Origin of the sequence: Vibrio sp. 10N.247.310.24, assembly GCF_041467175.1 — a bacterium.
Lineage (GTDB): Bacteria > Pseudomonadota > Gammaproteobacteria > Enterobacterales > Vibrionaceae > Vibrio > Vibrio tasmaniensis_A.
Genome location: NZ_JBFSUD010000024.1, coordinates 1 through 23,589 on the forward strand (window position 1 = coordinate 1; position 23,589 = coordinate 23,589).

The 23,589-nt window shown below is 45.2% G+C and carries 21 protein-coding genes; 8 read left to right on the forward strand and 13 right to left on the reverse strand.

Features of this window, described 5'->3' with window-relative positions; all coding sequences use genetic code 11:
• Nucleotides 1-210 precede the first annotated feature (210 nt).
• Both AB6E08_RS09760 and AB6E08_RS09765 read left to right on the forward strand, forming a co-directional pair.
• A complete protein-coding gene (locus AB6E08_RS09760) occupies nucleotides 211-693 on the forward strand; it encodes a GNAT family N-acetyltransferase (protein WP_017096483.1) in 483 nt (160 codons plus the stop codon).
• Between the two features lie 2 nt (nucleotides 694-695).
• Nucleotides 696-1,469, forward strand: a complete 774-nt coding sequence (locus AB6E08_RS09765) for a murein L,D-transpeptidase family protein (RefSeq protein WP_017101752.1) — start codon at nucleotides 696-698, stop codon at nucleotides 1,467-1,469.
• Nucleotides 1,470-1,573: 104 nt separating this feature from the next.
• On the opposite strand, the gene AB6E08_RS09770 is transcribed toward AB6E08_RS09765, so the two are convergent.
• From AB6E08_RS09770 to AB6E08_RS09800, 7 genes are all read right to left on the reverse strand, one after another.
• Entirely contained in the window at nucleotides 1,574-2,311 is a 738-nt protein-coding gene (locus AB6E08_RS09770; protein WP_017101751.1) for a sulfite exporter TauE/SafE family protein, read from the reverse strand.
• 181 nt (nucleotides 2,312-2,492) lie between these two features.
• Nucleotides 2,493-3,212, reverse strand: a complete 720-nt coding sequence (locus AB6E08_RS09775; RefSeq protein ID WP_372063636.1) for a glycerophosphodiester phosphodiesterase family protein — start codon at nucleotides 3,210-3,212, stop codon at nucleotides 2,493-2,495.
• A gap of 56 nt (nucleotides 3,213-3,268) precedes the next feature.
• Complete coding sequence (locus AB6E08_RS09780) at nucleotides 3,269-4,579, reverse strand: sn-glycerol-3-phosphate import ATP-binding protein UgpC (protein WP_372063638.1); 1,311 nt, start codon at nucleotides 4,577-4,579, stop codon at nucleotides 3,269-3,271.
• Nucleotides 4,569-5,411: a sn-glycerol-3-phosphate ABC transporter permease UgpE gene (ugpE, locus tag AB6E08_RS09785; protein ID WP_009846304.1), complete on the reverse strand. Its 843-nt coding sequence runs from the start codon at nucleotides 5,409-5,411 to the stop codon at nucleotides 4,569-4,571. The genes AB6E08_RS09780 and ugpE overlap by 11 nt, the downstream gene beginning before the upstream one ends.
• A 38-nt stretch (nucleotides 5,412-5,449) precedes the next feature.
• Complete coding sequence (locus AB6E08_RS09790) at nucleotides 5,450-6,331, reverse strand: ABC transporter permease subunit (protein WP_372063641.1); 882 nt, start codon at nucleotides 6,329-6,331, stop codon at nucleotides 5,450-5,452.
• A 289-nt stretch (nucleotides 6,332-6,620) separates the two neighbouring features.
• On the reverse strand, nucleotides 6,621-7,913 hold the full coding sequence (locus AB6E08_RS09795) for an extracellular solute-binding protein (RefSeq protein WP_372063643.1): 1,293 nt from the start codon (nucleotides 7,911-7,913) through the stop codon (nucleotides 6,621-6,623).
• A gap of 268 nt (nucleotides 7,914-8,181) precedes the next feature.
• Nucleotides 8,182-8,784: a 2OG-Fe(II) oxygenase gene (locus AB6E08_RS09800; RefSeq protein WP_104211075.1), complete on the reverse strand. Its 603-nt coding sequence runs from the start codon at nucleotides 8,782-8,784 to the stop codon at nucleotides 8,182-8,184.
• Between the two features lie 403 nt (nucleotides 8,785-9,187).
• Here AB6E08_RS09800 and AB6E08_RS09805 point away from each other — a divergent pair, with 403 nt between their 5' ends.
• Entirely contained in the window at nucleotides 9,188-9,976 is a 789-nt protein-coding gene (locus AB6E08_RS09805; RefSeq protein ID WP_372063645.1) for an MBL fold metallo-hydrolase, read from the forward strand.
• A gap of 75 nt (nucleotides 9,977-10,051) precedes the next feature.
• Here the strand turns inward: AB6E08_RS09805 and AB6E08_RS09810 are convergent, their stop codons facing one another.
• Nucleotides 10,052-10,480, reverse strand: coding sequence for a RimK/LysX family protein (locus AB6E08_RS09810; protein ID WP_004733090.1), 429 nt, complete (start codon nucleotides 10,478-10,480; stop codon nucleotides 10,052-10,054).
• A gap of 32 nt (nucleotides 10,481-10,512) precedes the next feature.
• Entirely contained in the window at nucleotides 10,513-11,418 is a 906-nt protein-coding gene (rimK, locus tag AB6E08_RS09815) for a 30S ribosomal protein S6--L-glutamate ligase (protein WP_012601042.1), read from the reverse strand.
• A 603-nt stretch (nucleotides 11,419-12,021) separates the two neighbouring features.
• On the opposite strand from rimK, the gene AB6E08_RS09820 reads away from it, so the two are divergent.
• The 5 genes from AB6E08_RS09820 (at nucleotide 12,022) to AB6E08_RS09840 (ending at nucleotide 18,651) form a co-directional block, all read left to right on the forward strand.
• Nucleotides 12,022-13,806 carry an SgrR family transcriptional regulator gene (locus tag AB6E08_RS09820; protein ID WP_372063648.1) on the forward strand — a complete coding sequence of 595 codons (1,785 nt, stop codon included), beginning with the start codon at nucleotides 12,022-12,024 and terminating at the stop codon, nucleotides 13,804-13,806.
• Between the two features lie 187 nt (nucleotides 13,807-13,993).
• Nucleotides 13,994-15,046 (forward strand): MBL fold metallo-hydrolase, encoded by a 1,053-nt coding sequence (locus tag AB6E08_RS09825; protein ID WP_372063650.1) that lies wholly within the window; start codon nucleotides 13,994-13,996, stop codon nucleotides 15,044-15,046.
• Between the two features lie 67 nt (nucleotides 15,047-15,113).
• Complete coding sequence (locus AB6E08_RS09830; RefSeq protein ID WP_372063652.1) at nucleotides 15,114-15,878, forward strand: fumarylacetoacetate hydrolase family protein; 765 nt, start codon at nucleotides 15,114-15,116, stop codon at nucleotides 15,876-15,878.
• 190 nt (nucleotides 15,879-16,068) lie between these two features.
• Nucleotides 16,069-17,427, forward strand: a complete 1,359-nt coding sequence (locus AB6E08_RS09835; RefSeq protein ID WP_372063654.1) for a Na+/H+ antiporter NhaC family protein — start codon at nucleotides 16,069-16,071, stop codon at nucleotides 17,425-17,427.
• A gap of 156 nt (nucleotides 17,428-17,583) precedes the next feature.
• Nucleotides 17,584-18,651: an AraC family transcriptional regulator gene (locus AB6E08_RS09840; RefSeq protein WP_102446852.1), complete on the forward strand. Its 1,068-nt coding sequence runs from the start codon at nucleotides 17,584-17,586 to the stop codon at nucleotides 18,649-18,651.
• 20 nt (nucleotides 18,652-18,671) lie between these two features.
• On the opposite strand, the gene AB6E08_RS09845 is transcribed toward AB6E08_RS09840, so the two are convergent.
• From AB6E08_RS09845 to AB6E08_RS09860, 4 genes are all read right to left on the reverse strand, one after another.
• The gene (locus tag AB6E08_RS09845; protein ID WP_108118133.1) at nucleotides 18,672-19,685 is read right to left on the reverse strand and encodes an alpha/beta fold hydrolase; all 1,014 of its coding nucleotides are present in this window, start codon (nucleotides 19,683-19,685) and stop codon (nucleotides 18,672-18,674) included.
• Between the two features lie 124 nt (nucleotides 19,686-19,809).
• Complete coding sequence (locus AB6E08_RS09850) at nucleotides 19,810-20,970, reverse strand: multidrug effflux MFS transporter (RefSeq protein ID WP_065682284.1); 1,161 nt, start codon at nucleotides 20,968-20,970, stop codon at nucleotides 19,810-19,812.
• Nucleotides 20,971-21,280: 310 nt separating this feature from the next.
• Nucleotides 21,281-21,661: a hypothetical protein gene (locus AB6E08_RS09855; RefSeq protein WP_017088689.1), complete on the reverse strand. Its 381-nt coding sequence runs from the start codon at nucleotides 21,659-21,661 to the stop codon at nucleotides 21,281-21,283.
• Nucleotides 21,662-21,863: 202 nt separating this feature from the next.
• On the reverse strand, nucleotides 21,864-23,576 hold the full coding sequence (locus AB6E08_RS09860) for a pseudouridine synthase (protein WP_372063657.1): 1,713 nt from the start codon (nucleotides 23,574-23,576) through the stop codon (nucleotides 21,864-21,866).
• Between the last annotated feature and the right edge of the window lie 13 nt (nucleotides 23,577-23,589).

Genomic DNA, 23,589 nt, shown 5'->3' on the forward strand with positions numbered 1-23,589 from the left:
AGAAATACGCGAAACGGGGTTGTTCTATCTTTAAATTTAATTACGCAACAAAGCCTATAAGAACAGCTCCCAATTGGGAGCTGTTCTTCGTTATCGTGTCATGTAATTAGTGGTATCAAGCTCTAGCTCGAAAGTTTTGTTAAAAGAGTAGGACGGTGCACAGCTAAGCTATTTTTGCTAAGGTGTTATTGAATTTAAAAAGGTAGTGATATGCAAATCCGGAACGCTAAGGTAACTGATATTAGCTCGATCTTAGAGCTCTCTATGCAAATAAATCGTCAACATCATCTTGGTGCCCCTATGGTATTTGCTCCCGCTTCTCATGGCTTAGCTGATAGTGAAGAATATTGGTTGGGATTGATGCTTGATCCGGTTGGCACTTTCTTAGTTGCGGTTGACGCTCAACAGGTTGTTGGTTTCTTGGTGGGGAAGGTAACGCAGAATAAAGGGGTAAGCTTCATTCAGTCTCACAAAATAGCGCGAGTGAATACGATTGTGGTAAACGATCAGGTTCAGAGCCAAGGCGTCGGCAAAGCGTTGATGAAGTCGTTTAATCAGTGGGCGCAAGCGAGTGGTGCTATTGAGCTTAGGTTAGAAGTGATGGAGTTTAATCAGCAAGCTAAGGGTTTCTATGAATCGTTAGGCATGGAAACTCAATCACGAACCATGTCCATGCGCTTTGAGGAGAACTAAAGGTGCGCCTATTTTTGCCTTTATCACTGTGTTTACTGTTTGTAGCTTCGAGTGTGCAAGCTGAAAAGGTTGTGGTTGAAAAGATAATTTCTGACGCGACGGCAATCGAAACCATTGTATTCGAGTCGAAACCGGCTCACTCTCAGCGTGTCTCAACGTCTTCCTCTAACTCAACCTCTTCAGTGATCTCAAATTCCAAACATGTGATTATTGTGGATGATGTTCTTAGCAGTAACTCTGGCGAACAAGTTGCCCAGCTGTCTCAAGGTTCATCTAAACGTCCCCCTCAAAGCTCTTCTCAACAGTCTTACACTCTAACCGGTCCCTTTTCTGAGGCAGACTCTCTGTCGCAAGTGGTTACTTTAGTCAAAGTTGATAAATCGAAACGTAGAATGTACCTACTTAAGGGTGATGAGGTCATTCAAGAGTTTCGTATTGCGTTAGGGAAACAACCGAAAGGGCATAAACGTTTTGAAGGAGACAACCGAACACCTGAAGGGGAATACCAGCTCGATTATGTGATGGAAGAATCGGATTTTCACCGCTCGGTGCATATCAGCTACCCGCAACCTTCGGATATGCAGTGGGCTGAAGAAAATGATGTCGACCCTGGAGGGAACATCAAGATCCACGGTATTAAAAATGGTGAGCGCCGTTCACCGAGCTTTATTCAAAGCTTTGATTGGACGGATGGCTGTATCGCATTAACCAATCAAGATATGGATGAGTTTCTCCAACTTGTAAAAATGGGTACCCCTATCCATATCGAATGGTAGTCATTGGTTCCCCATTTTCTTAGTCACTTTCGGAATCTATTCGCGCAGGCAATTAGCGCAGTCAATTCGTGAAACCAACTTCCGAAATTAACCGCTAAAGTCAGTTACAGTATGACTCGACCTGCACTGAATATCGCAATTACGATCAGCAACGCAATGGTGACTGGCTTAAACTTCGCTCCACCAAATCTCTCGAATAGTTTAGAACCCACATAACCGCCAAACATGCTGCTTGGTAAGAGTGCTAGAGTAAGCCAGACCACATCACGATCGACTAACCCTGCGATAGAAGCCGTAACAAAGGCGCTGGAATCAGCTAGTACAAAGAACGCAATCAGGCCTGCTCTGGCAATGTGTGGTGCGACAGGACTTGCCAATGCATGCGTGCCAACCGGAGGGCCAGACATGGAAGCTGCGCCATTCATTATCCCCGCAAGGCTGCCTAGAATATAGGGAGCAAATCTAGGTTCGCTTTTGTATTGGAACCCTTTGTAGATCATGATTGCTGACGCAAAAATGAAGGCACTGATGATCAAGATGATCGTGTCTTGGCTAACGGATTTGAGTAACAGCAAGCCGACGGGCGTGAAGGCCAAACAAGGGATGAATACCTTTGAAACCCATCGCCAATTTACGTGATGTTTAACCTTCGGCAGCAATTGGATATTGCCTAACAGGTCGATCAGCATGAAAACGGGAACCAGTTCGATAACAGGCACGAATAACGCACTCAATGGCAGTGCCACTAAGGTAAAACCGAAACCTGAGAAGCCACGAACAATAGCGGCAAAAATGAAGATAGCACCCAAAATTGGGAAGGTTGGACTAAAAATGAGATCCATAAATTAAGTAACCAATGAAGCTGTCTAAATAGAGCGAGCGATGAAACCAAGTGAGTAGCGGAATGTACTCCTACTCACTTGTGTTTGCTACTTAATTTAATGGTTTCCCGAGAATTAATTTTAAGGCATCCCGGGAGTTTATTTAAAGTTTATCGGGGCTATTTTTGCGGTATTTACGAGCTCAATTTATAGGATTGAACTGATTCGGAAAATCAGTAAATACAGCATCTACTTTTGAGAGAAATTTGAAGCGAGACGGATCATTGACGGTGTAGCACCATGTTTGAATGTTTGCTTCACCAAGTGTATCAAGATCGCTCTGCTTCAGATGCTCGTAGTTCATGTGACAGCTGAACGCTTTAACCTCATCAATCAGCATAAGATCATCTTGAGTCAGTTGCTCTGTGATCACACCGACACGGTATCTAGGCAAATGACGAGCCATTTCAGCAACGACTTGATGGCTGAAGCTTGAAAGCAAAACTCTGTCGGTGTCTAGATTTGAATGAATCAACTCGGTGTGCAGCAAATCAACGACATGAGGTGCTTGATGTCGGCTATCGACTTTGACCTCTAGGTTGACGCTGAGAGCATACTGCTCAACAAGCGCGAGCAACTCTTCCAGCGTCAGTATTTTCTCACCCGCGAACTGCTCCGACTTCCAACTGCCAAAGTCAAGCTGACGCAGTTCTGCAAGGGTATGTTCGTCGACACGACCCTTGCCATCGCTGCAGCGCTCAAGCGTGTGGTCGTGACAAACCACAAGTTGATCATCCTGAGTGGGCTGAATATCAACTTCAATCCATTTCAAACCGAGTTTCGCCGCTTGTTCAATGCTTGCTTTGGTATTTTCTGGGTGAGTACCTGCTACACCCCGATGACCTACGATGATAGACGACATAATTAATCCTTCTTAAAGACGCACCGTAAAAACGCATTAAATATCAGTGTACTCGATTAAGCGAGAGCCGTCGTTAAGCTTGTCGTATCTTCGTGTGGCTCCTGTGATGTAAAATTATTTGGGTGAATGCGTTTGCCATGATTGTCAAAAATATGCAGGTTGGATTTATCGATTCTTAGCCCTAGGGGGACGGCTTGGCACAGTGTCGTTTCGGGTGTTACTGCAATGAAGGGCTGCTCGTTCACCAGACCATGAACCAATTGATTTGGACCCAAAGGCTCAACCACACTGATACGCAGTTCAAGAGGCAAGGTATTCATCATCAATTCTGAACCAATTTCAGAGTGCTCTGGACGAATACCAAGTGTGATGGCTGTATTTTTTACGTGGGCGTACTCGGGTAAGTACATTTGCTGATCACCAATCTCAAGGTATCCGTCATCGAGTGTTGCTGGTAAAAAATTCATCGCTGGGCTGCCAATGAAGCTCGCCACAAAAGTACTGGCTGGCTGGTGGTAGACCTCTCGTGGCGTCCCGACTTGCTCTATCTGGCCTTTGTTGAGCACCACGATTCTATCAGCCAGTGTCATGGCTTCGACTTGGTCATGAGTCACGTAAACACTGGTCACGCCAAGTTCGCGTTGCAGTTTTTTGATCTCTAATCTCATGTGAGCACGCAGTGAGGCATCTAGGTTAGACAAAGGTTCGTCAAACAGAAAAAGTTGTGGATCGCGAACGATCGCTCGTCCCATAGCAACACGTTGACGTTGACCACCCGAAAGCTTGGCTGGCTTGCGGTCTAGGTATTCTTCGATTTTGAGTGTTTTGGCGACTTTCTCAATTTTATCTTCAATAAGGTGCTGACTAACACCTCGGTTCTTTAAGCCATAAGCGAGGTTTTTGTAAACCGACATGTGCGGGTAGAGCGCGTAATTCTGGAAGACCATCGCGATATCACGCAGGGCTGGTTTCTCTGTATCAACACGACGACCACTTAAGTGAATCTCGCCACCAGAAATGCTTTCCAAACCCGCAATGGAACGTAGGATAGAAGACTTGCCACAACCAGAAGGACCCACCAAAACAAGGAACTCACCCTCATCGATATCAAGCGAGACTCCTTTGACGGCTTGATGGCCGTTTTCATACGTCTTTACCAAGTTTTTGATACCCAGCATGATGGGAGCTTTGCGCGTACGATCGTGAATGGCTTGGTTGTGCGCTAACGTTTGTTTTAGCTTTGGCATCGGGGTGTCCTCTGTATTTTTGTGGATAGCTTGGTGAGAAGGCAGGTGAGTCGTCTTATACTCATCGAGTGATTGAATGCGGTTATTGTTCATTTGAGTTGTGTCGTTATTATTTTTCACTTTCTACTAGCCCTTTTACAAACCAACGCTGAAATACAACCACCACTAGTACGGGTGGCAACATGGCTAAAATCACCATGGCGAAAGCATAGTCATAGCGCGGTAAACTGGTTTCATTGATATTATTGAGTACTTGTTTGATGCCCATCACGATGGTGTTGTAGCCTTCGTCGGTGGTCATCATGATCGGCCATAAGTATTGGTTCCAACCCACCACAAACATGATGATGAAAATCGCGGCGATCATGGTTTTAGATAGAGGCAGCAAGATATCGACAAAGAATCGAAATGGACCTGCGTTATCTAACTGTGCGGCTTCTAACAATTCATCGGGGATGGTTTTAAAGAATTGCCTAAAAAAGAACGTCGCGGTGGCTGATGCGATCAAAGGCAGAATCAACCCTGTATAGCTATTAAGAAGACCAAGCCCAGCGACAACTTCATAGGAAGGGATAATACGAACCTCTAATGGCAGTAACAGCGTCACGAAGATCAGCCAAAACCACGCCGTGGCGTAAGGGAGTCTAAAGTAGACCAAAGCAAACGCGGCCATCATCGAAATGATGATCTTACCGATCGCAAAACCTAGCCCCATGATCATCGAGTTGGTGATCATTTTACTGGCGGTGACTTCGCCACTAAAGCCCATGCTTTTGTTCCAAGCTTCGCTATAAATGGCCGTAAAGTTATCGCCCGGTAGCCATTGCAGACCTTCGCTGACAATGGTGTTTGGGTTATGCGTAGAACTAGCGAAGATTAGCCAGATAGGGACCAACATAAACAGCATCCCAGCAATTAAAATTAGGTGGTCAGAGACCTTATTACTTTTCATAAATAACTCCTGTCGCGTTAAAACCTAGCTGCCGTGGGCTAGTAATGAACACGCTTTTCTACAACGCGAAACTGGATAAATGTAAGAGTGAGTACCAGTAGCAACAACACAACTGACTGAGCAGAGCTGCCGCCTAAATCTGCGCCAACAAACCCGTCTCGATAGACCTTGTACACCAACGACGTTGTGCTGCCACCTGGGCCGCCATTGGTCATGGTGTCTATCACGCCAAAGGTTTCAAAGAACGAGTAGGTGAGGTTGATGACCAGAAGAAAGAAGCCTGTAGGTGCGAGTAGTGGGAAAGTGATGGTCCAGAAACGTTTTGAGTCACTGACACAATCCAACATCGCCGCTTCTTTTACGGCGTAAGAGATTGATTGGAGTCCCGCCAGAAAGTAGATGAAATTCACCGAAACCTGTTTCCACACGGACACCAAAATCAGAGCAAACGTGGCATCAACAGGATTGGTTTGAAAGCTGAAGTCCCAACCCACAACGGAAAATAACTCGGTAAATACACCAATGTGCGGGTTAAACAAGAAAGCGCCGATAACGCCTGCTATCGCGGGTGCGACCGCATAAACCCAAGTGAGTGTGACTTTGTATACGCCTTGTCCATGAATGATATTGTCAGCTTTCACCGCGAGCAGCAGAGCTAAGGCAAGCGAAAGGAAAGAGACCACAATCGCGAACATCAAGGTAAATCCAATCGAGTTCAGGTACTCGCTCGATTCGAATAGCATTTGGTAGTTCTCAAACCATACGAATATCGATGAGGTTCCCCAAGGGTCTTCCAGCATAAATGAAAGGTAAACCGCCTTTGCCGCTGGGTAGATAAAGAAAACCGCAATGATGAGTATCTGAGGTGCCAAAAATAGGTAAGGCAGCGGAGAGTGAAAGAATTGTTGACGTCGTTCCACAGGGTAATCCCTAAAAATAATTACAGTGGCCACTATGAGCGGCTGTTACCACTAGCGCGATATCAAGGTATGCATCCCGTTGAGTTATCATTGTTGGAGCAAGAAATGGCGCTAGGGAAGAGTCTCCTCACGCCTTGCCATAGCGTTTTTTAGCGACGCAGTGACAAGTAGTGAGGAGTGATGAACGGCTCTGATTCGTTAAGCCTTAAGCTTGTGAACAGTTTCGTTTCATTAATCGATCCAGTTTACTGATCGATCTAGTTATTAACCGATCTAGTTATTAACCGATCTAGTTCATCGTTCGAGCGAAGCGCTTTAGTAGTTTGCTGCTCTCATCTTCGACCTTGTCTAGGCTGCTCTCGACACTAGAGCGGCCTGCGAAGATGTTATCGAACTCACGGTGCATCACTTCACGGATCTGCGGGTAATAACCTAGGCGGTAGCCTTTAGTCCACTCGCCCGATTTAAGGCTTAGCTGCTTTACGCCCACTTCCGCGTCTGGCTGTTCTTTGTAGTAACCAGACTCTTTCGCTAGTTCATATGCAGCGGTTGTTACAGGTACATAGCCTGTTGTTTTGTGCCAGTACACTTGAGTTTCAGGCTTAGTCAGGTAGTCAAAGAATGCTGCCACACCTTTGTCTTGTTGTTGGTCATGGCCATTGAGTGCAAACAGAGCTGCACCACCAATGAAGGTTAAGCCAGCATCTGGGTTAACTGATTTCCAGTATGGAAGGTAAGTTGTGCCTAACTCAAAAGGTACGCGGTTACGTAAACCACCGAATGAACCTGAAGAACCCATCCACATCGCCACTTCTTGGCGCTCGAAAGGTGTTTGGTTCGCGTCCCAGTCGCTGCCGTAATACTTGTAGTAACCTAGATCTGACCACTCTTTCATCTTGCTAACGTGCATCATCATGTCTTTGGTGTTGAACATGATCTTAGTGGACAAGCCATCGTAGCCGTTGTTTTGGTCCGCGACCGGTAGATTGTGGCGAGACTTAAAGTTTTCAAACATGATCCACGGCGTCAGAGATTGAGAAAACGCGATGTGTCCTTCGGCCTTCAGTTTCTTAGCAACCACTTCGAGTTCTTCATAAGTCTTAGGCGCTTCGGCTCCCACTTCTGCGAGAAGGTCTTTGTTGTAGTAAAGAACCGGCGTCGAACTGTTGAAAGGCATACCAACCATCTTGCCTTGGTTGTCGGCATAGAAGTTACGAACGCCCGCTAGGTAATCATTCGAATTAAAGTTGTAGCCCGATTCAACCAGAATATCCTGTACCGGTTTCGCGACACCTTTAGCGTTCATGATGGTTGCAGCACCGGCATCGAAGACTTGTAGAATGTTAGGAGCTTCGCCAGCTCGATATGCTGCGATACCCGCTGTTAAGGTCTCTGTGTATGAACCTTTATAGATTGGCGTGATCTTGTAATCATCTTGTGACGCATTAAAGTCAGTCGCAATCTTATTGACGTTTTCTCCAAGTTGGCCGCCCATTGCGTGCCACCAAGTAACTTGAGTCGTTGCGAACGCCGGCATTGCTGCTGTCGCAGAAAGAACGCCTGCCAAAATTAGCTTATTCATCTTCTTTTCCTTTTGGATGAAATCGATGTAGAGGTATTGAATTTGAGTATTAACGAGACGGTAGGGGTATCGTTTGAAGCTATCTTGAACAGGGTATATTTCACTTACGTGGCTAAAGCGTTTCACTGATGTGAAAGATTCATTTCGATTTTATTTAAGAGAAAAGTTATTGATGGATTTGATGTATTTGGCTTTCAAGACGTTTTTCTGACCAAAAAAAAGCCTCTCGATGGAGAGGCTAAGAATAAGGTTCGATGTGGATACAGTTTTAGTGCGCGATGTCTAATTGGTTGTCTTTCACGCCGTTAATACGGAACCAACCTGCGATACTGAATCGCTCTGTGTTGGTTGGTAACACTTCGTGTGGGAACTGTTCAGACAAGAACACAAATAAGCGGCCTGACTTTGGTGGAATGGTCGCAATGTGGTTGTCTTTTAGATCGTAAACCACGAGCTCCCCTGCGTCTTCCTCAGACCATTCGTCATTCATGTAGAACACAGTGGTTAGGCGGCGGTTTTCATTACCTTTAAAGCAGTCTAAGTGCTTCTGGTAAAAGTCACCTTTTTCGTATTTAGCAAAGTGCGCTTCGTACTCGAACAGACCCAAAAAGAACGCTCTGTTTGCTTCTAAACGAATTTGTTCCATTTTGTCTAGGAACAGAGATGCGGGTTCGCCCATATCACGGCGTACCCACTGAATTTTGTCACTACGAATCGTTGCTTCTCGTGCTACATCATCGTTACGGCCGATCCTAGCCTTTTTCCAGTTCTCTGGAATGCAATCCCTCAATGCCACTACTTCTTCGTGAGTTAAGAAGTCATCCCAAACAAAGTAACCTTGGGTAGAAAGAGCATCGATAAGTTGGTTCATGTACAGCACTCAGACAATAAATTAGAGGCGCATATATAGTCCGAATAACTCAGGTCACCAAATCACATGTTTTGTCGTCACGACAAATGATGCTCAGTGCTTAAAGCGCAAGGCTTGTTGAGCAAGGTTTTCGGTGATGTGAGCATTCGATAATGCTGAAAAATATCGGATGAAATTGATGGTCATCTTTGGAATGTGCCCTCATTATTCTGAGTTAAATTGGTTTTGAGTAACATTGGTTTTGAGTAACGTTGGATTTGAGTAATTGAGTGGATACCAATGGAAATCTTGATTCGAGTTCTCTATCCGGTTTTAGATTGTTGCTTTTAACAAAATGATCACAATTGATGGTGGGTTTGCTATTGTATAGGTCTGACCAGTTGTTTTATCACAAGGAGTGGATTTGCAACTTCATACCATCAAAGGCTATATCCAAGACATGTATCTCGTAGAGTACCCTGACAGGTTGCTCTTGCTTGATGGTGCGTGTCGAGCCGACATCCCGCATTTGAAGGCTTTCATCGAAACAGGGCTTATGCGTGATTTTGCTGATCTACATACGGTTGTGGTTACGCACATGCATCCAGACCACGCAGGGGCAGCACACAAGCTCAGAAAGCTCACGAATTGTAATTTGGTGGCAGCAGATCGAGACAAAGACTGGTACCACGGCATCGATGGTATATTGATGCATTTGACCGATCTGGCGTTGGCACGATGGATGGCGAATCGATTGGGCAGGCCTAAAGCAAATCTATGGTATTCAAGAAAGTTAAAGCCGGACTACAAGCTGTCGGATGGAGACAGCATTCCGGGTTTTGATGACTGGTTGGTTCTGGAAACGCCAGGCCATACCGACAGAGATCTTTCCGTCTATTGCCCATCACACAGTGTCGCCTATGTGGCGGATTTAATGGTCGAGGTCAAAAAGAAGCTGATTCCGCCTTTCCCAATTTTTCATCCCAATAAGTATCGAGAGTCGGTATCCCGTATTTATAACATGCAGCTCGACACCTTGCTGGTGGCGCATGGGGGACAAGTGAATTTGAGTGAGCAAGCGTTTGAACATCTGTTGATGAGTGCGCCAAGAAGGCCAGTAACACATTGGCGAGTGACTAAGATTAAACTCAGAGGTTTGCTAAAATCTGTTTGGCGATTTGGGTTTAACGATAAAAAGAATCGCCATAAATAATAAAGGCCAGTCTCAAAGACTGGCCTTTATTAGTGTGCGTTGTTGACTCACTATTTGAGCTGTGGAGCAGTTCAATTAGTGGGAAATTAGAAATTCGCCCGCTGGGTCAACAATCACTTTGTCACTCATGCCTTGACGACCAAGCAGCATCATATAAGTCATATCCTGACGGTTGCTTAGTGTGATATCGATAGGCCATTCCTGACCGCCAATTTTTAGCATGGTTTCAATCACACAACGGTGTTCAACTTCGCCGTTCGATGATTTGATTCTTTTACTTGTTTTCAGCTTCGCCTTGCAGCGCACTGTCTCTTCTAGGTGGTAAACGTCTGGGTGAAGATCGAACTCAACGAAGTTTTCACCGTCTGTTTTTACACATAGTAGATTGTCTACGTGCAGAGAAGAGGTTTGAGCCCCTGTATCAACACGTGTATGTAGTCCAGTTATCCCTAACTCTGGTAAGCAAAGTGCTTCTGTATTCCCTATGATCATTTTATTGTTCATGTTTTTTCCAATCATGAGTAAACGGCGTTTAATCAGCCTTTGCCACGAGTACGGTTAGCGTTTGGTTTTGCATTTTTTTCAATGAACTCGAAAATCATGTCTGCTACATCTTTACCTGTTGATTTCTCGATACCTTCTAGGCCTGGAGAAGAGTTCACTTCCATTACAACAGGGCCATTCTTAGATTGTAGAATATCGACACCACATAGGTTTAACCCCATGATTTTAGCTGCATTGATCGCTGTAGCGCGCTCTTCTTTGGTTAGTTTAACCAATTGAGCTGTACCGCCACGGTGCAGGTTAGAGCGGAATTCACCCTCACCAGCTTGACGTTTCATTGCTGCAATAACCTTGTTACCCACAACAAAACAACGGATGTCTGCGCCATTAGCTTCTTCAATGAACTCTTGAACCAAGATGTTCGCTTTTAGGCCCATGAATGCTTCGATAACGCTTTCAGCTGCTTTGTTTGTTTCTGCTAGAACTACACCAATGCCTTGAGTACCTTCAAGAAGCTTGATAACCAGTGGCGCGCCACCTACGTTTTTGATCAAGTCTTGAATCTTGTCTGGGCGGCTAGCGAAACCTGTTTTTGGTAAGCCAATACCTTTACGAGACAACAGTTGTAGTGAGCGCAGTTTGTCGCGAGAACGACTGATAGCTACTGACTCATTGATACAAAAAGTGCCCATCATTTCGAATTGGCGAACAACCGCAGTGCCGTAAAAGGTAATGGAAGCGCCAATACGTGGAATAACAGCATCGTATTGAGGTAGCTCTTCACCCATGTAGCGAATCTTCGGATTGTTACTCGCGATATCTATATCACAGTGCAGCGTGTCGATAACATCGACCTGGTGACCACGAGCTTCTCCAGCCGCTTTTAAGCGAGAAGTAGAGTATAGGTTTTCGTTGCGAGAAAGAATTGCGATACGCATGGCGTTTCCTTAGTTAATACCTGATTGGTAACTGCAAATAAATGAGTTGTTAGCTGAGCTTTCAGTTTTTCTGAGGCTCTTTGCTTGCTTCGGGGCGAACCTTAAGGCTTTTCGTTTAACTAAGAAAACGAATTAAATTTGTCGAGTCGACAACAGAAATTTATCGAATGTGTGAGCGATTGGTACAACTAGGTTGAGAGGGCGTTTTGAATAGAAAAGCGAGTTGAGACCTAACTCATATTGGGGGTAGGAGCCTATTAGGTTGTACTCAACTCGCGTTAACTCGGTGCTTAAAAGTGTACTAATAACGCCAGTTACATAGCTCTATAAGTGTTCGTAGTGCTTCTCTTTCGAGCTTGCTACAGGTGCTTTTAAGCTTATTAAGATAGTATTTTCTCATGATGATTACTTCTCTTGTATTAGGCTTTGGTGGGAACTCAAAGTTCCTTGTTGACCCATTAATTATGGTTATTTAATAGGAAGTAATAAACAGATGGCTTTTTACTAAGTTGTTCCTGTTTTTGTCTTTTAGCGCTACTTTTTGGCTGATGTGTTTTATAATGGGATTAATCAGGAAGGGTTGTTTCTAAAAAGGTTCATTATTTGTCTGATCTAAACATGATGCGTTACTACACAAGGCTAGATTCGTTTGAGCCTAACCTCTCACATTCGGTTACCTTAACTGAGGTGGCAGACAAGCTGTTCACCAGCTTGCGCCATGCACGAACTTTGTTAGGCAAGATGCATCAGGCTGAATGGTTGGTGTGGGAGCCAAAAGTCGGCAGGAATCAACGTTCTAATCTGACTTTACGTTTTAGCAATCAAGAATTGACTCAACATGTTGCTAGTAAACTGATAGAGCAGGGCAAATACGAAAAAGCACTCTCAATTTTAGACAACGACCGCGCGATATTTGGCTCTCTCCTCCAAGAAACCTCTGGCGCGACGATGCGTGAAGGGCTGCTGCACGTTCAATTAACCTATAAACGTAAGTTTGAAGACCTATTCCCGCATCATATTCACCGCAGTAGCGAACGATTTTTGATCAGGCAAGTGTTCAGTTGCTTAGTCACTTGTAATGGCAAGGGCAAGTTGAAGCCTGAACTGGCGCACCATTGGGAATATGATGCTGAAAAATTAGTTTGGACTTTCTATTTGCGCCCAGGCCTAACCTTTCACGATGGGCAACCCGTTGACGCCAAGCAGCTCGTATCGTTGTTTACCGCCTTACAACCGCTACCTTTCTATCAGACAGAGTTAGCCCATGTTGCTTTGGTTTACAGTGAACAGCCGTTAAGGATCAGCTTCCAATTGACCAAAGCAGACACTGGCTTCGCGGGCTTATTGGCTGGCGTTAAGTATTCGATTCAACCTGCTGCGCAAGTGACTCGTGAGCCATCGCCATTGAATTCTGTGTCTCATGCCGTGATTGGAACCGGCCCTTTCAAAGTGGTTGAGACCAATAACGAACGCATCAAGCTTGCCGCATTTGAACACTATTATGGTTGCCGCTCTCTAACGGATGAGGTGACTATTTGGCAATTCGAAGAGTCGATGACGGGCAGTGCTCGCTTTGATGACAGCCAAATGCAGGTGTCACCTTATGAAGACTCGTCTTGTTTTCATCAACTCGGAAAAAGCGACGCGAAGCTGGTGTCGGCTGAAACTGATGGCCTTCGTAGCCGAGTTGAGGATGGGTGTTTGTTTATCCTTTTCAATCAGAACTCAGCGGCGAACCCGTTAAGCGACGAACAACGCAAGTACGTTTCAGGGCTTGCTAATCCACAAGATATCTTGTCTCAATTGGAACAAAATCAAGGTTTGTTCAGCGTCTCTTTTGCTCAAAATATACTACCAAGTTGGCAGAAATTGTATCGAACGCCTTCGAAAGAAACACAATTGCCGAAAAAGATGAGTATTGCGGTTTATGACTATTATGCGTTGCATCGATGTGCTATCTGCGTGTCAGACATACTCAAGCGATATGGCGTGGAAGTGGAGGTGAATACTTATAGCTTTCGCGAACTGGCGCAGCTCTCTCAAAGTGGCGATTTAAAAGAAGACTTGGTGCTGTGTAACTTGAACCTAGACGACAATGCGCCATCTTCACTGTTCTCGTGGTTGATGAATGACCCTGTTTTGCACTCGGCACTAGGTGAGATGAACAGTGATTGGCTCAAACAGCGCTTAGATCATCATAAAGCCTCGGTTGAACTGCCGAATTACTTGGCAGAGTTGGAGCCCGTTGCATCCACGTTGATTTCTGATTATTGGCTAGTGCCTATGTTCCACCATCTACAAACCGTGCGTTTCCAAGGTATTTTGAAAAACGTAGCCATCACCAACTGGGGATGGCCAGATTTCAAGAATGTATGGTCTGCTGATTAACCTTTCTTCCTAACTAAATAACTAAGTTAACTCGTTGCCAAAGTTGGTTTTTCCAAAATCGACTTTGACACGCTTACGTCTAGATAAATTAAAAGTTACACTCATTGGTTTACTTTTTTGCTTTGGCATGTAAACTAATCGGTGTAGTTTATGTGTTGGGTCTATCCCAACCGATGAAGAGATACCAATGAAAAAATATCTATTACCGATTTTAGGAGTACTTGCCGTGGTCGCTATCGTAAGCACAGGTTCAAAATCAAATGACAATCTAGATAAGCTTCCGAAGAGGTTTGTTAACAGTGAGCTGGAATACAAATCGGGTATGTCTGATATTTTTTCAATCTTGAAAGCATATGTGACAGTGGAAAGGAATGAGCCAGTGCCGCGCGCTGCATTACCTTTGATTCCAATGACAGCTGAGCAATTGATCGAAGAGCAAGACGACGTTGCTTACCGCTTAGGTCACTCAAGCGTGATGATGAAGCTGGATGGCAAGTTAGTGATGACTGACCCTGTGTTCAGTGATCGTGCATCACCCGTGCAATGGATGGGGCCAAAGCGTTTTCATCCGACACCAATCACACTTCAAGACCTACCCGATATTGATGTGGTGGTGATCAGCCACGATCATTACGACCATTTAGACAAAGGTGCCGTTAAGGTGCTCGCCGACAAAGTGGGTACGTTCCTAGTGCCATTAAGAGTGGGCGCACTATTGGAAAAGTGGGGCGTGGATAAAGGGAAGATCATCGAATTGAACTGGTGGGAATCGGCAACGGCCTCAGACATTGAGTTCACGTTAACGCCGACACAGCACTTCTCTGGACGTGGCTTGCTTGACCGTGACCAAACACTGTGGGGGAGTTGGGTTATTAAGGCTTCAGACAAGAAAGTCTTCTTTAGTGGTGACTCTGGTTACTTCAGCGGCTTTAAAGAGATTGGCGACCGTTTTGGGCCGTTTGATTTAACCATGGTTGAAACGGGCGCGTATAACTCACTTTGGGCGGATATTCATATGTTCCCAGAGCAGAGTGTTCAGGCGCACATTGATCTGCAAGGTAAGGTGATGATGCCAATCCACAACAGTACCTTCGACCTTTCTATGCACGATTGGCAAGATCCAATGGAACAAGCACTGGCGATAAGCAAAGAGCGAGATATACAGATGGTGAGCCCTGTGATGGGTGAGCGTTTGGTGATCTCAGAGCCCGTACCTGTTCAGGCATGGTGGAAACTGTAATTGGATGCCTACCCACAAGCTATAAATTTCAGTATTATAAAGCCCTATAATTTCAGGGTGATAAGACATGCAAAGTAAGTTTAAACAAGCGGCAAAAGAGTTACTAAGCTACCGAGTTGCTGGTATGAAAGCAGCGCGAATGAGTGATCAATTTCGCCCGAACAACCTTGAAGATTCTTTACACATTCAAGCATCAATGGTTGACCTTCACCGCAGTAAAGTCGGTGGTTGGAAATGCCTGTTGCCATTGAGCGAAGAGAAGTTGATCGTTGCGCCTATTTTCGAAGATAGCGTTCAGTTTGGTTCTGAATGCGAGGCTTTTTCGGATAACGGAGTAGTTCGTATTGAACCTGAAATTGCTTTTGTCTTGGCCAAGCCTTTACCAGCAAATTCCAATGGTTACACTGAAGATCAAGTTAATGAGGCTATCGGTTCGTGTCGCATGGCTTTAGAGCTTATTCAATCCCGCTTTGCCGATGATAGTGGCGTAGAGTTCTATGAAGTGTTGGCCGATGGCTTAGCTAATCAAGGTTTGTTTCTTGGCCCTGAGCTTAGTAAAGAGAGCGCTTTTGCAGCGGCGAACTTTGAGATTGCTATTACTCAAGATGAGAAAGTGCAAGCCTTCACTGGTAAGCACCCAAACTCACTACCACAAACTCCTATCTATTGGCTGATTAACACCATGACTCAACGCGGTGTTAGCTTCGAAGCGGGGGAGGCCATTATTACCGGGTCATATTGTGGTGTTGTTGAAGTCGAATTCGATAAACTAACGACAGTACGTTATGACGAGCTAGGCGAATATGAAGTGATATTTAAACAAAAGTTATAAAGTTTTCTGCTTACATGATCTGTTCTCAAAAGGCTATTTACTGGTGAGTAAATAGCCTTTTCTATTATGTGATGTTCAATGGCGTGCTTATTACTTTGCATTGAATTGGGCGTTTAGACGTCTAGACGTTGACAGGTTCTAAGTGTGACATTAGTCTGCTCTCCTTCCTGTTCTATTGTGTTGTCGTTCCATGTCCAATTCAAAAAATTCTAACGCGGTAATTGCCCCTTCGGCAGTGGCGCTTATCCCTCTGATCGTTTTCCTTGCGCTGTTTATTGGCGTGGGTACATACCTGTCGCTACAAGGCGTCGATTTTGCTTTCTATCAGCTTCCAGCACCGATTGCGGCTCTGCCTGCCGTGATGTTAGCGCTGCTATTGAGCAAAGATAAATTGAACCGTGCGATTGAGCAGTTCTTAGGTGGTGTGGGTCACAAAGACATTATTGCAATGTGTATGATCTACCTATTGGCGGGTGCTTTTGCTGCTGTGGCTAAAGCTTCTGGTGGTGTGGACGCGACGGTAAACCTTGGTCTATCTGCTATCCCAACGAGCATGATCCTACCGGGCATCTTCCTTATTTCGGCGTTCATTGCGACCGCAATGGGTACATCTATGGGTACTATCGCTGCTGTTGCCCCTGTTGCGCTAGGTATTGCTGACTCAGCTGGCATGAGCATTCCTCTGACTGCTGGCGTGGTGCTAAGTGGCGCTATGTTTGGTGACAACCTTTCTATCATCTCCGATACCACGATTGCCGCGACACGTTCGCAAGGCTGTGAGATGAGAGATAAGTTTAAAGAGAATATCCGTATTGCACTTCCTGCTGCTCTTATCGCGATTGTTATCTTTGCTTTCAACAGCACGGCAACTCAGGTGCCTGAAACAGGCCCAATCGAGTGGCTGAAAGTACTACCGTACATCACTATCCTAATCCTTGCGGTATCGGGCATGAATGTATTCGTTGTGTTGACGATTGGTATCTTGCTAGCGGGTGGAGTGAGCCTAGGTTCTGTTGAGAACTACGGCTTGACGGATTACGCTCAAGACATCTACGCAGGCTTTGGCAACATGCAAGAGATCTTCTTACTGTCGATGCTGATTGGTGGTTTGAGTGAGTTGATGCGTCGCCAAGGTGGATTAGCGTTTCTGACTAACTTAGTGAGCGGTTTGATTCGTGCATTTGGTTCTTCTCACTCTAAGCAAGCGAATGGCCGCGCAAGTGAGCTAGGCATTGCAGGCTTGGTATCAATGGTGAACCTATGTACGGCAAACAACACGGTCGCAATCATTGTGTCTGGTAGTGTTGCTCGTCAATTAGCTGAAGAGAACGATATATCGCCACGTCGCTCTGCAAGCTTATTGGATATTTTCTCGTGTGTGATTCAAGGCGTATTGCCTTATGGTGCTCAGGTATTGCTATTGGGCTCTGTGTTTAACCTATCGCCTCTAGAGATCGTGTCTAACTCTTACTACTGTTTCGCACTTGCAATCGTGGCTGTAGTTGCTGTGTTTATCAAACACCCGGCGCGTCAAGTGGCTAACGCTTAATAGCAACTGACCAAACTTAGTTATCACTGATTTTGATAAGAAGGCTCCTTAATAGGAGCCTTTATTATATATGGCGAATGAATTACCATGAGTTCAAGTTATCATCGATACTTATTGAGCTATCGACGCTATATACTCTGTTATTAAAATGGAACTTTGATGCTCGCCATTCCCCTGCCATTTGTTGCTGCTCTGTTGTTATTTATCACGGCTGTTTTGCTTCGATATCGTTACCCACAAACAAGCCAAAAACCGTTTTGGTTTATTATGTTGTGTGCGTTGATGATTACTGTCGTTGGGCTACGTTGGACGTTTGATATTGCGCTGTTCCGTTTCTTACAACCGGTTCTAGGGGCAAGTGTACCGGTGGCTGCATGGCTCTGCTTTGCGGGAGCTCATCGAAGTAAACCTTTGTCTCTTTTGCATTGCTTAGGCCCAGTCGTTGTTCTGGTTGGCTCCTTTTCTTATTCGTATATTTGGGGTGGAACGATTGATCTATTGTTGATCTCGCTATATCTCAGCTATGGCTGCTTGTTGTTGAAATCATCGTTTAACTTCCCAGAGCACGTCAGGCTGAGTGATGTATCGAATGTTTTGTATGCTGAGCGTACGGCAGGTATAGCCTTACTGTTTTCGGCTCTCGTGGATAGCATTATTTCGTATGATATTTTGCTGCTTAACGCACAACACACCGACTTAATTCTGTCTATTGGTTACCTAGTTCTTATTCCCGCAATTGTTGGGGCTGTAGTCGTTGTGAGTACTAGCACTGCACCAATTCAGGAACAAAACCAACAGCAGAGTGAACTGACAACGTCAAACCATTATCCTGAAGCAATTGATGTATCTTCGGCATCGTCGACAAGCTTAAAAGTGGATGAAGAAGTCACGCAGATCGTCGCTAAGTTTGATGCGTTAATGAAGGATCATCAGGTGTTCAAAGATCCAGATTTGTCCCTGAATCGAGTGGCGAGAAAGCTAGGTATCCCAGCTCGAAAAATATCGTCTGCGGTTAATCAAACTCACCACCAGAACATTTCAAAGGTGATTAACGCCTATCGAATTGAGCACGCTAAGACTCTCCTGATGCAAAGTGATGAAGCGATAACTGATATCTTCCTTAGTTCAGGCTTTCAGACCAAGTCCAATTTCAATCGCGAGTTTTCAAGGATAACTGGGCAAACTCCGAGTGAGTATCGAAGTTCGCCAAAAGTGTTAGATTGAGTGTGTTTACTTTCCGTTTATCAATTCAGAAAGCTAACGATGTCGTTTAAGAATAATTGATGTAGCTGGTCGCGTGATGTACCGATGCCATCTTTGCAAATAATGCCATCGCCTGGCACTTCTTCTTCAAGCATCGGTACTGCCCCAGGTTTGCAACTTTGAATGAAGCTGAAATGGGTAGCGCTTTCATAGACCTTATAACGTCTTAAATTAAGAGGCATGTGCTCAGCAATGTAGCCAGATTCTAATGCCTGAGGTAGATCCCCAATATCAATCCCTGCCGCCAATATTAAGGTTGGCACTGTAATGTCATTTAAGCTGCCGACTGAGAAGCTGCGAGCAAGCCCCAGATCAAGGCTAACTACACGTTGAATTCGAGGGTCTGAAAGGTCTTTATTGCTTGGCTCTTGGGCTTGGACTTTGGATAACCCTAACTCCACAGCGAGTCCACAAATTCGTGAGTTCGGGTATACCAAACAATTAGCCTCAAAGGTTGGTCTATCCAATTTAGCTCCAGCCAGTTGCATTACAGTCCAGCCACCTAGAGAGTGCCCGATTGCGGTAACATTTTCAGCGTTAGCAAATTGCTTCCACGGGGTTTCGGATAACAAGTAGTCCAGAATGCGTGACATATCTTGTGGTCTCTCCCACCATTTCGCTGCTTGCTTCGGGGATTGGTCGAAAGAAGTGGTTCCCGGATGGTCAGTGGCCGCTACGATGTAGCCACGACTCGCAAGTTCGGTCGCCAACCAGTTTTGGTTTCGCCAGTTTCCTCGGTATCCGTGTGATAGCAGTACTACTGGAAAAGTGCCTGATTGAATGTCAGCATCTTTGATGACTTGCGTACCGATGAAGGCTGGGTTATCGCCAATCAAGGTTGTGTCTGATAAATCTTGTGTGGGATACCAAATGGCAGTGTTTAGCGGGCGATTAGGATCGTCAGTTAAGGTGACTTGAGTGAATCCGACATCGGAAGCGATGGATGAAGCGCAAAGGAAAAGTAGGGATGTGAACAGTAAATGTATCCATTTCATGGTTTAACTCCAATTGAGGTGATTGGAGCCAATATGCGCTAAAGCCAGTGAGGGCGAGACCTCAAACACGATTGAGGACGCCCTAAATCGTGTTTGAGTACAAACTTAGCTATTTTGGATGTGCCTAATTCAGCTTATTAGTCACGAACTCTTTGTTTCTTACCATCAGCCACATCAGGCCGCCTAGCGTACCGACGGATAATTGAATAAAGCCTAGGTTTTCAATTAGTGACTCTGGGCGTATTGAAACCAACACCATGCCAAGCGAGCCACAAATCATGCTAAAGAACTGTATCAGTGCGACGGCAGAGCCCGTGTCATGATCTTGTTGGTTCAACATCAAGTTGGTGCCCGGTACTCGCATGATGATCGCCATTAATGTCGCTGGTGCAGCGATGAACATGAAGAACCAAGGGGACAGGTCGCCAATGGTTAGGGTGAAGATTCCCGCAAGCGCTAATAAAGCAAAACATCCTGAGATGACCTTTTGAACCGGCATTCGGTAGGACAACTTCATGTAAATTGTTGGACCAAATGAGGCGCACAGTGCATTGAATGCGAACGCGTAACTAAACTGTTGTTCGGTCAATCCAAAGTGATCGATGTAGATATAAGAACCCGCCGCAAGAAAGCCCATCAACGCCATCGGTATGATAGAGAAAATGACTAGCAGCTTGACGAACGAGCGGTTTTTCATGACCACGCCCATTCTTCCCCATGAGCGGAATATAGAACCTTGGTATTTGTTTTCGAGTGTTTCTCGGTAGCAGCAAGCTAATACTGACGCAAATGCACCAAAAATGGCGAGCGTGACAAACATCATTCGCCAAGACGCAATTTTCAGTAGAAAGGCACCAAATACAGGCGCAACCATTGGTGCGATGATCACCAGTGACATGATAGTCGCCATGATCTTTTCACGTTCTCGGCCGTCGTAAAGATCTTTTACAATGGCAGTCGCGATAACGGTGATGGCACTGCCCGCAAAGGCTTGGAATACACGAGCACCAATCAACTGTTCGATGCTATTGGTCATCGCGCACAATATGCTCGCGACCATATAACCCGCTAATCCAATTAATAGGATCGGCTTACGACCAAATTTTTCGCTGAGCGGCCCCCAGAACAAAAGACCGATGGCGTAAGTAACGAAGTAGCTGCTCAGGGTTAGGTTGACCATTGATCGGTCAGTATTAAACACCTCGACCATCTGCGGAAGCGCAGGTAAGTAAAGGTCGATGGTCAATGGAGGGAAAGCACTTATTATGACGAGAAAAAATAGCATACCGGTCTTTCCCAGTACTGGTTGTGGTCTCTTCAAGGTGGCTCTCCGTTGTCCAAGGTAGGTTTCTAATTGATGTGATATTGATATACAGCAGGTTAAGGCTCGTCAGACAAGAAGGATAGAGTCGTTCAAGAATATGGTGAAAGTATCGATGAACTTATCTCTATGAGTCCGAATCTACGAAGTCGGTCTGCGCACTGAATTGTATTACAAAACATTATTACTTTTATAGCTAACGAGTTCAATCAGTTAGTAGCAGGGTGGCTTGTGATCGCCAACGACACATTGTAATGATTATCGAGTTGGCTTGTTATCTTTTCTTTGGTCGCTTTTCGACTAAACCATTACGCTCTAAACCGCGTCTAACGCTACTGCATAGCTTACCAAAACGGCGCAGTTCTTCGAAGTTGGGGCCTTGGCCAATTGAAATACTGTGCTCCCAGTACATCAACTCACTGTCGACCATTTCTAGTAGCTTTTTAGAGCAACCCGAACAGTTTCCTTTTGGCCCACAGATAAACGTCTCTGATTCGTAAAGTGGGAGTTCGTTTTTAACTTCTTCAATTAGGCTCAGCATTGCTGAATTTAGGTCTGGCTTTTTGTCTGTGAGTGGTTTCAAGCTTAGTGCTTGCGAAGTGATCACGGAAGACGTAGTTGTGTTGGGTTGTATATTCAAAGCAGCTGATGACATATCAAAGGCCTCAAGGAAAGAAGAAGAGGCGCATGCTACTCGTCACAAAAAAGTGGACCTTGATGTAGTGCAATAAGCGTGGAGAATTATCCGAAAGGGGTAGGAGAAAGAGGGAGTCAGAGTCACAAATGGTTTGTGACTCTGGTTTATCTCCTAGGCTCAACGCAGAAAATAGGCTTAACGCAGAAAGTAGTCTTAACGCTTAGAATTCGGCGTCGAACTGGAACTCCATCCACTCTTTGGTGACTGGGTGGTGCAGTGCTAGCCTTTCTGCGTGTAGGTGCAACCGGTCGGCTTTATTGCCATATAGGCCATCACCGACGATAGGCATGTTAAGGCCTTCTTCGTGTGAACAGTGAACACGCAACTGGTGTGTACGCCCTGTTTTAGGGTGCAGGTAAACCTTAGTAGTTTGCTCGTTTCGCTCAATCACTTCCCATTTGGTTTCTGCAGGCTTGCCGTGTTCGAAGCAGACAATCTGACGAGGACGGTCATACAAATCACCACGCAATGGCAGTCGAACATAGCCTTCATCTTCTGCTAGAAAGCCTTCAATCATTGCCACGTAACGCTTCTCAACTTCACGAGTAATGAACTGCTTCTGTAGGCTTTTGTTCGCACGTCGTGTAAGCGCAAATATTAGAATGCCAGAGGTCGCCATATCCAAGCGGTGGATAACAAATGGCCCTTCAGCATCGGGATGCATTTCTTGAACGCGAGTGTAGGCTGAATCTTTGATGGTTTTACCCGGTACGGATAGAAAACCTGCTGGTTTGTGCACCACAACGATGTGATCGTCTTGGAATAAGATATCGAGGTCTTTGCCTTCTGCTGGGTTTTCTAGCAATGGGTTGGGATCGACTTCAAGGCCTTTCATCATATGGCCTAAAATCGGTACACACTTACTTTGGCAAGAGGCGTAGTATGTTTTGTGTTTGCGGATTTCCGACTTTGGAGAACGACCCCACCAAAATTCAGCCAGTGCCAATGGTGTGTAACCGTTTAAATACGCGTATTGCAAAAGCTTGGGTGCGGCACACTCGCCAGAACCTGCTGGTGGTATCTTGTTTGGCGTGTCTTCAAAGATCTGGTTGAGATCCTCAATGTTACCTTCCGCATTCTGGAAAGCGTATTGTGAAAACAGTTTGTGCTGAAGCTGATGAGAAAGGTGTGCTCTTTGCTCTTTGAGTTCAGCTAATTGATGAGTGAACACATCAACTTTGATTTGTAACTCGTTTAGGATCTGTTCCCAGTTGAGCTTAAGATATTTCTGCTGATTCTTGTCGGCAACACTGGCTTTGTTTAGCTCGTTATTTAGCTGTTCGAAGGCTTGCTCATCAAGGTTTTCTTTACCTTGTTCGCGTTGTTCTTTACGTGTTTTTCGGCCTTCTATAATTAATAAACGCTGAGCTTCAATCTCTTGTTCAGCTTGTGCTTTTTGTTGTGCCAGTTGCTCGCACAGTTCAAGGTAATCAGCGTTTGCTTGCAGCGCTTTAAATTTCGCATTCACAGCCATCATGTCGGCCGTGTCTTGATGGAAAAAGCTGTCGCTGCTCAACATGTCGAATACGGGCGGAACAAAGTGAGGCAGTAGGTTTTGGTCGGCGATTTTTCCAGAGAAAGCAGAGAAGTAACCAAGCTCACCTTCAGGGCTTTTCACCAGTAACACACCAAACATTTTGCCGCGACCAGCGTCAGAATCCAGTCCGAAGTCATGCTGCCAGTCAGTTTGAGTTTCTAGATATTGTTGAAGCTGATGAGAGGCGATTTCACACAGTGGGTGCGGTTCGTAGTAGAACGGGAATGTGAAACGCTCAGGCAACGAATATGACTCGATCGGCTGTTGAAAACGAGTGAAGCAATGCTCAGGAGTATGGCTGTCTTCTGAGTCGTGCGTTGATTTTGATGAGTGCATAGTCGTATTAATA

Excerpts from the sequence above, each read along its gene's own strand:
- AB6E08_RS09830 (WP_372063652.1), top strand. The coding sequence starts at position 15,114 with ATGCAAAGTAAGTTTAAACAAGCGGCAAAAGAGTTACTAAGCTACCGA.
- AB6E08_RS09835 (WP_372063654.1), top strand. The coding sequence starts at position 16,069 with ATGTCCAATTCAAAAAATTCTAACGCGGTAATTGCCCCTTCGGCAGTG.
- AB6E08_RS09850 (WP_065682284.1), bottom strand. The coding sequence starts at position 20,970 with ATGCTATTTTTTCTCGTCATAATAAGTGCTTTCCCTCCATTGACCATC.
- AB6E08_RS09825 (WP_372063650.1), top strand. The coding sequence starts at position 13,994 with ATGAAAAAATATCTATTACCGATTTTAGGAGTACTTGCCGTGGTCGCT.
- AB6E08_RS09795 (WP_372063643.1), bottom strand. The coding sequence starts at position 7,913 with ATGAATAAGCTAATTTTGGCAGGCGTTCTTTCTGCGACAGCAGCAATG.
- AB6E08_RS09845 (WP_108118133.1), bottom strand. The coding sequence starts at position 19,685 with ATGAAATGGATACATTTACTGTTCACATCCCTACTTTTCCTTTGCGCT.
- rimK (WP_012601042.1), bottom strand. The coding sequence starts at position 11,418 with ATGCGTATCGCAATTCTTTCTCGCAACGAAAACCTATACTCTACTTCT.
- AB6E08_RS09775 (WP_372063636.1), bottom strand. The coding sequence starts at position 3,212 with ATGTCGTCTATCATCGTAGGTCATCGGGGTGTAGCAGGTACTCACCCA.
- AB6E08_RS09855 (WP_017088689.1), bottom strand. The coding sequence starts at position 21,661 with ATGTCATCAGCTGCTTTGAATATACAACCCAACACAACTACGTCTTCC.
- AB6E08_RS09800 (WP_104211075.1), bottom strand. The coding sequence starts at position 8,784 with ATGAACCAACTTATCGATGCTCTTTCTACCCAAGGTTACTTTGTTTGG.
- ugpE (WP_009846304.1), bottom strand. The coding sequence starts at position 5,411 with ATGAAAAGTAATAAGGTCTCTGACCACCTAATTTTAATTGCTGGGATG.
- AB6E08_RS09770 (WP_017101751.1), bottom strand. The coding sequence starts at position 2,311 with ATGGATCTCATTTTTAGTCCAACCTTCCCAATTTTGGGTGCTATCTTC.
- AB6E08_RS09760 (WP_017096483.1), top strand. The coding sequence starts at position 211 with ATGCAAATCCGGAACGCTAAGGTAACTGATATTAGCTCGATCTTAGAG.
- AB6E08_RS09810 (WP_004733090.1), bottom strand. The coding sequence starts at position 10,480 with ATGAACAATAAAATGATCATAGGGAATACAGAAGCACTTTGCTTACCA.
- AB6E08_RS09860 (WP_372063657.1), bottom strand. The coding sequence starts at position 23,576 with ATGCACTCATCAAAATCAACGCACGACTCAGAAGACAGCCATACTCCT.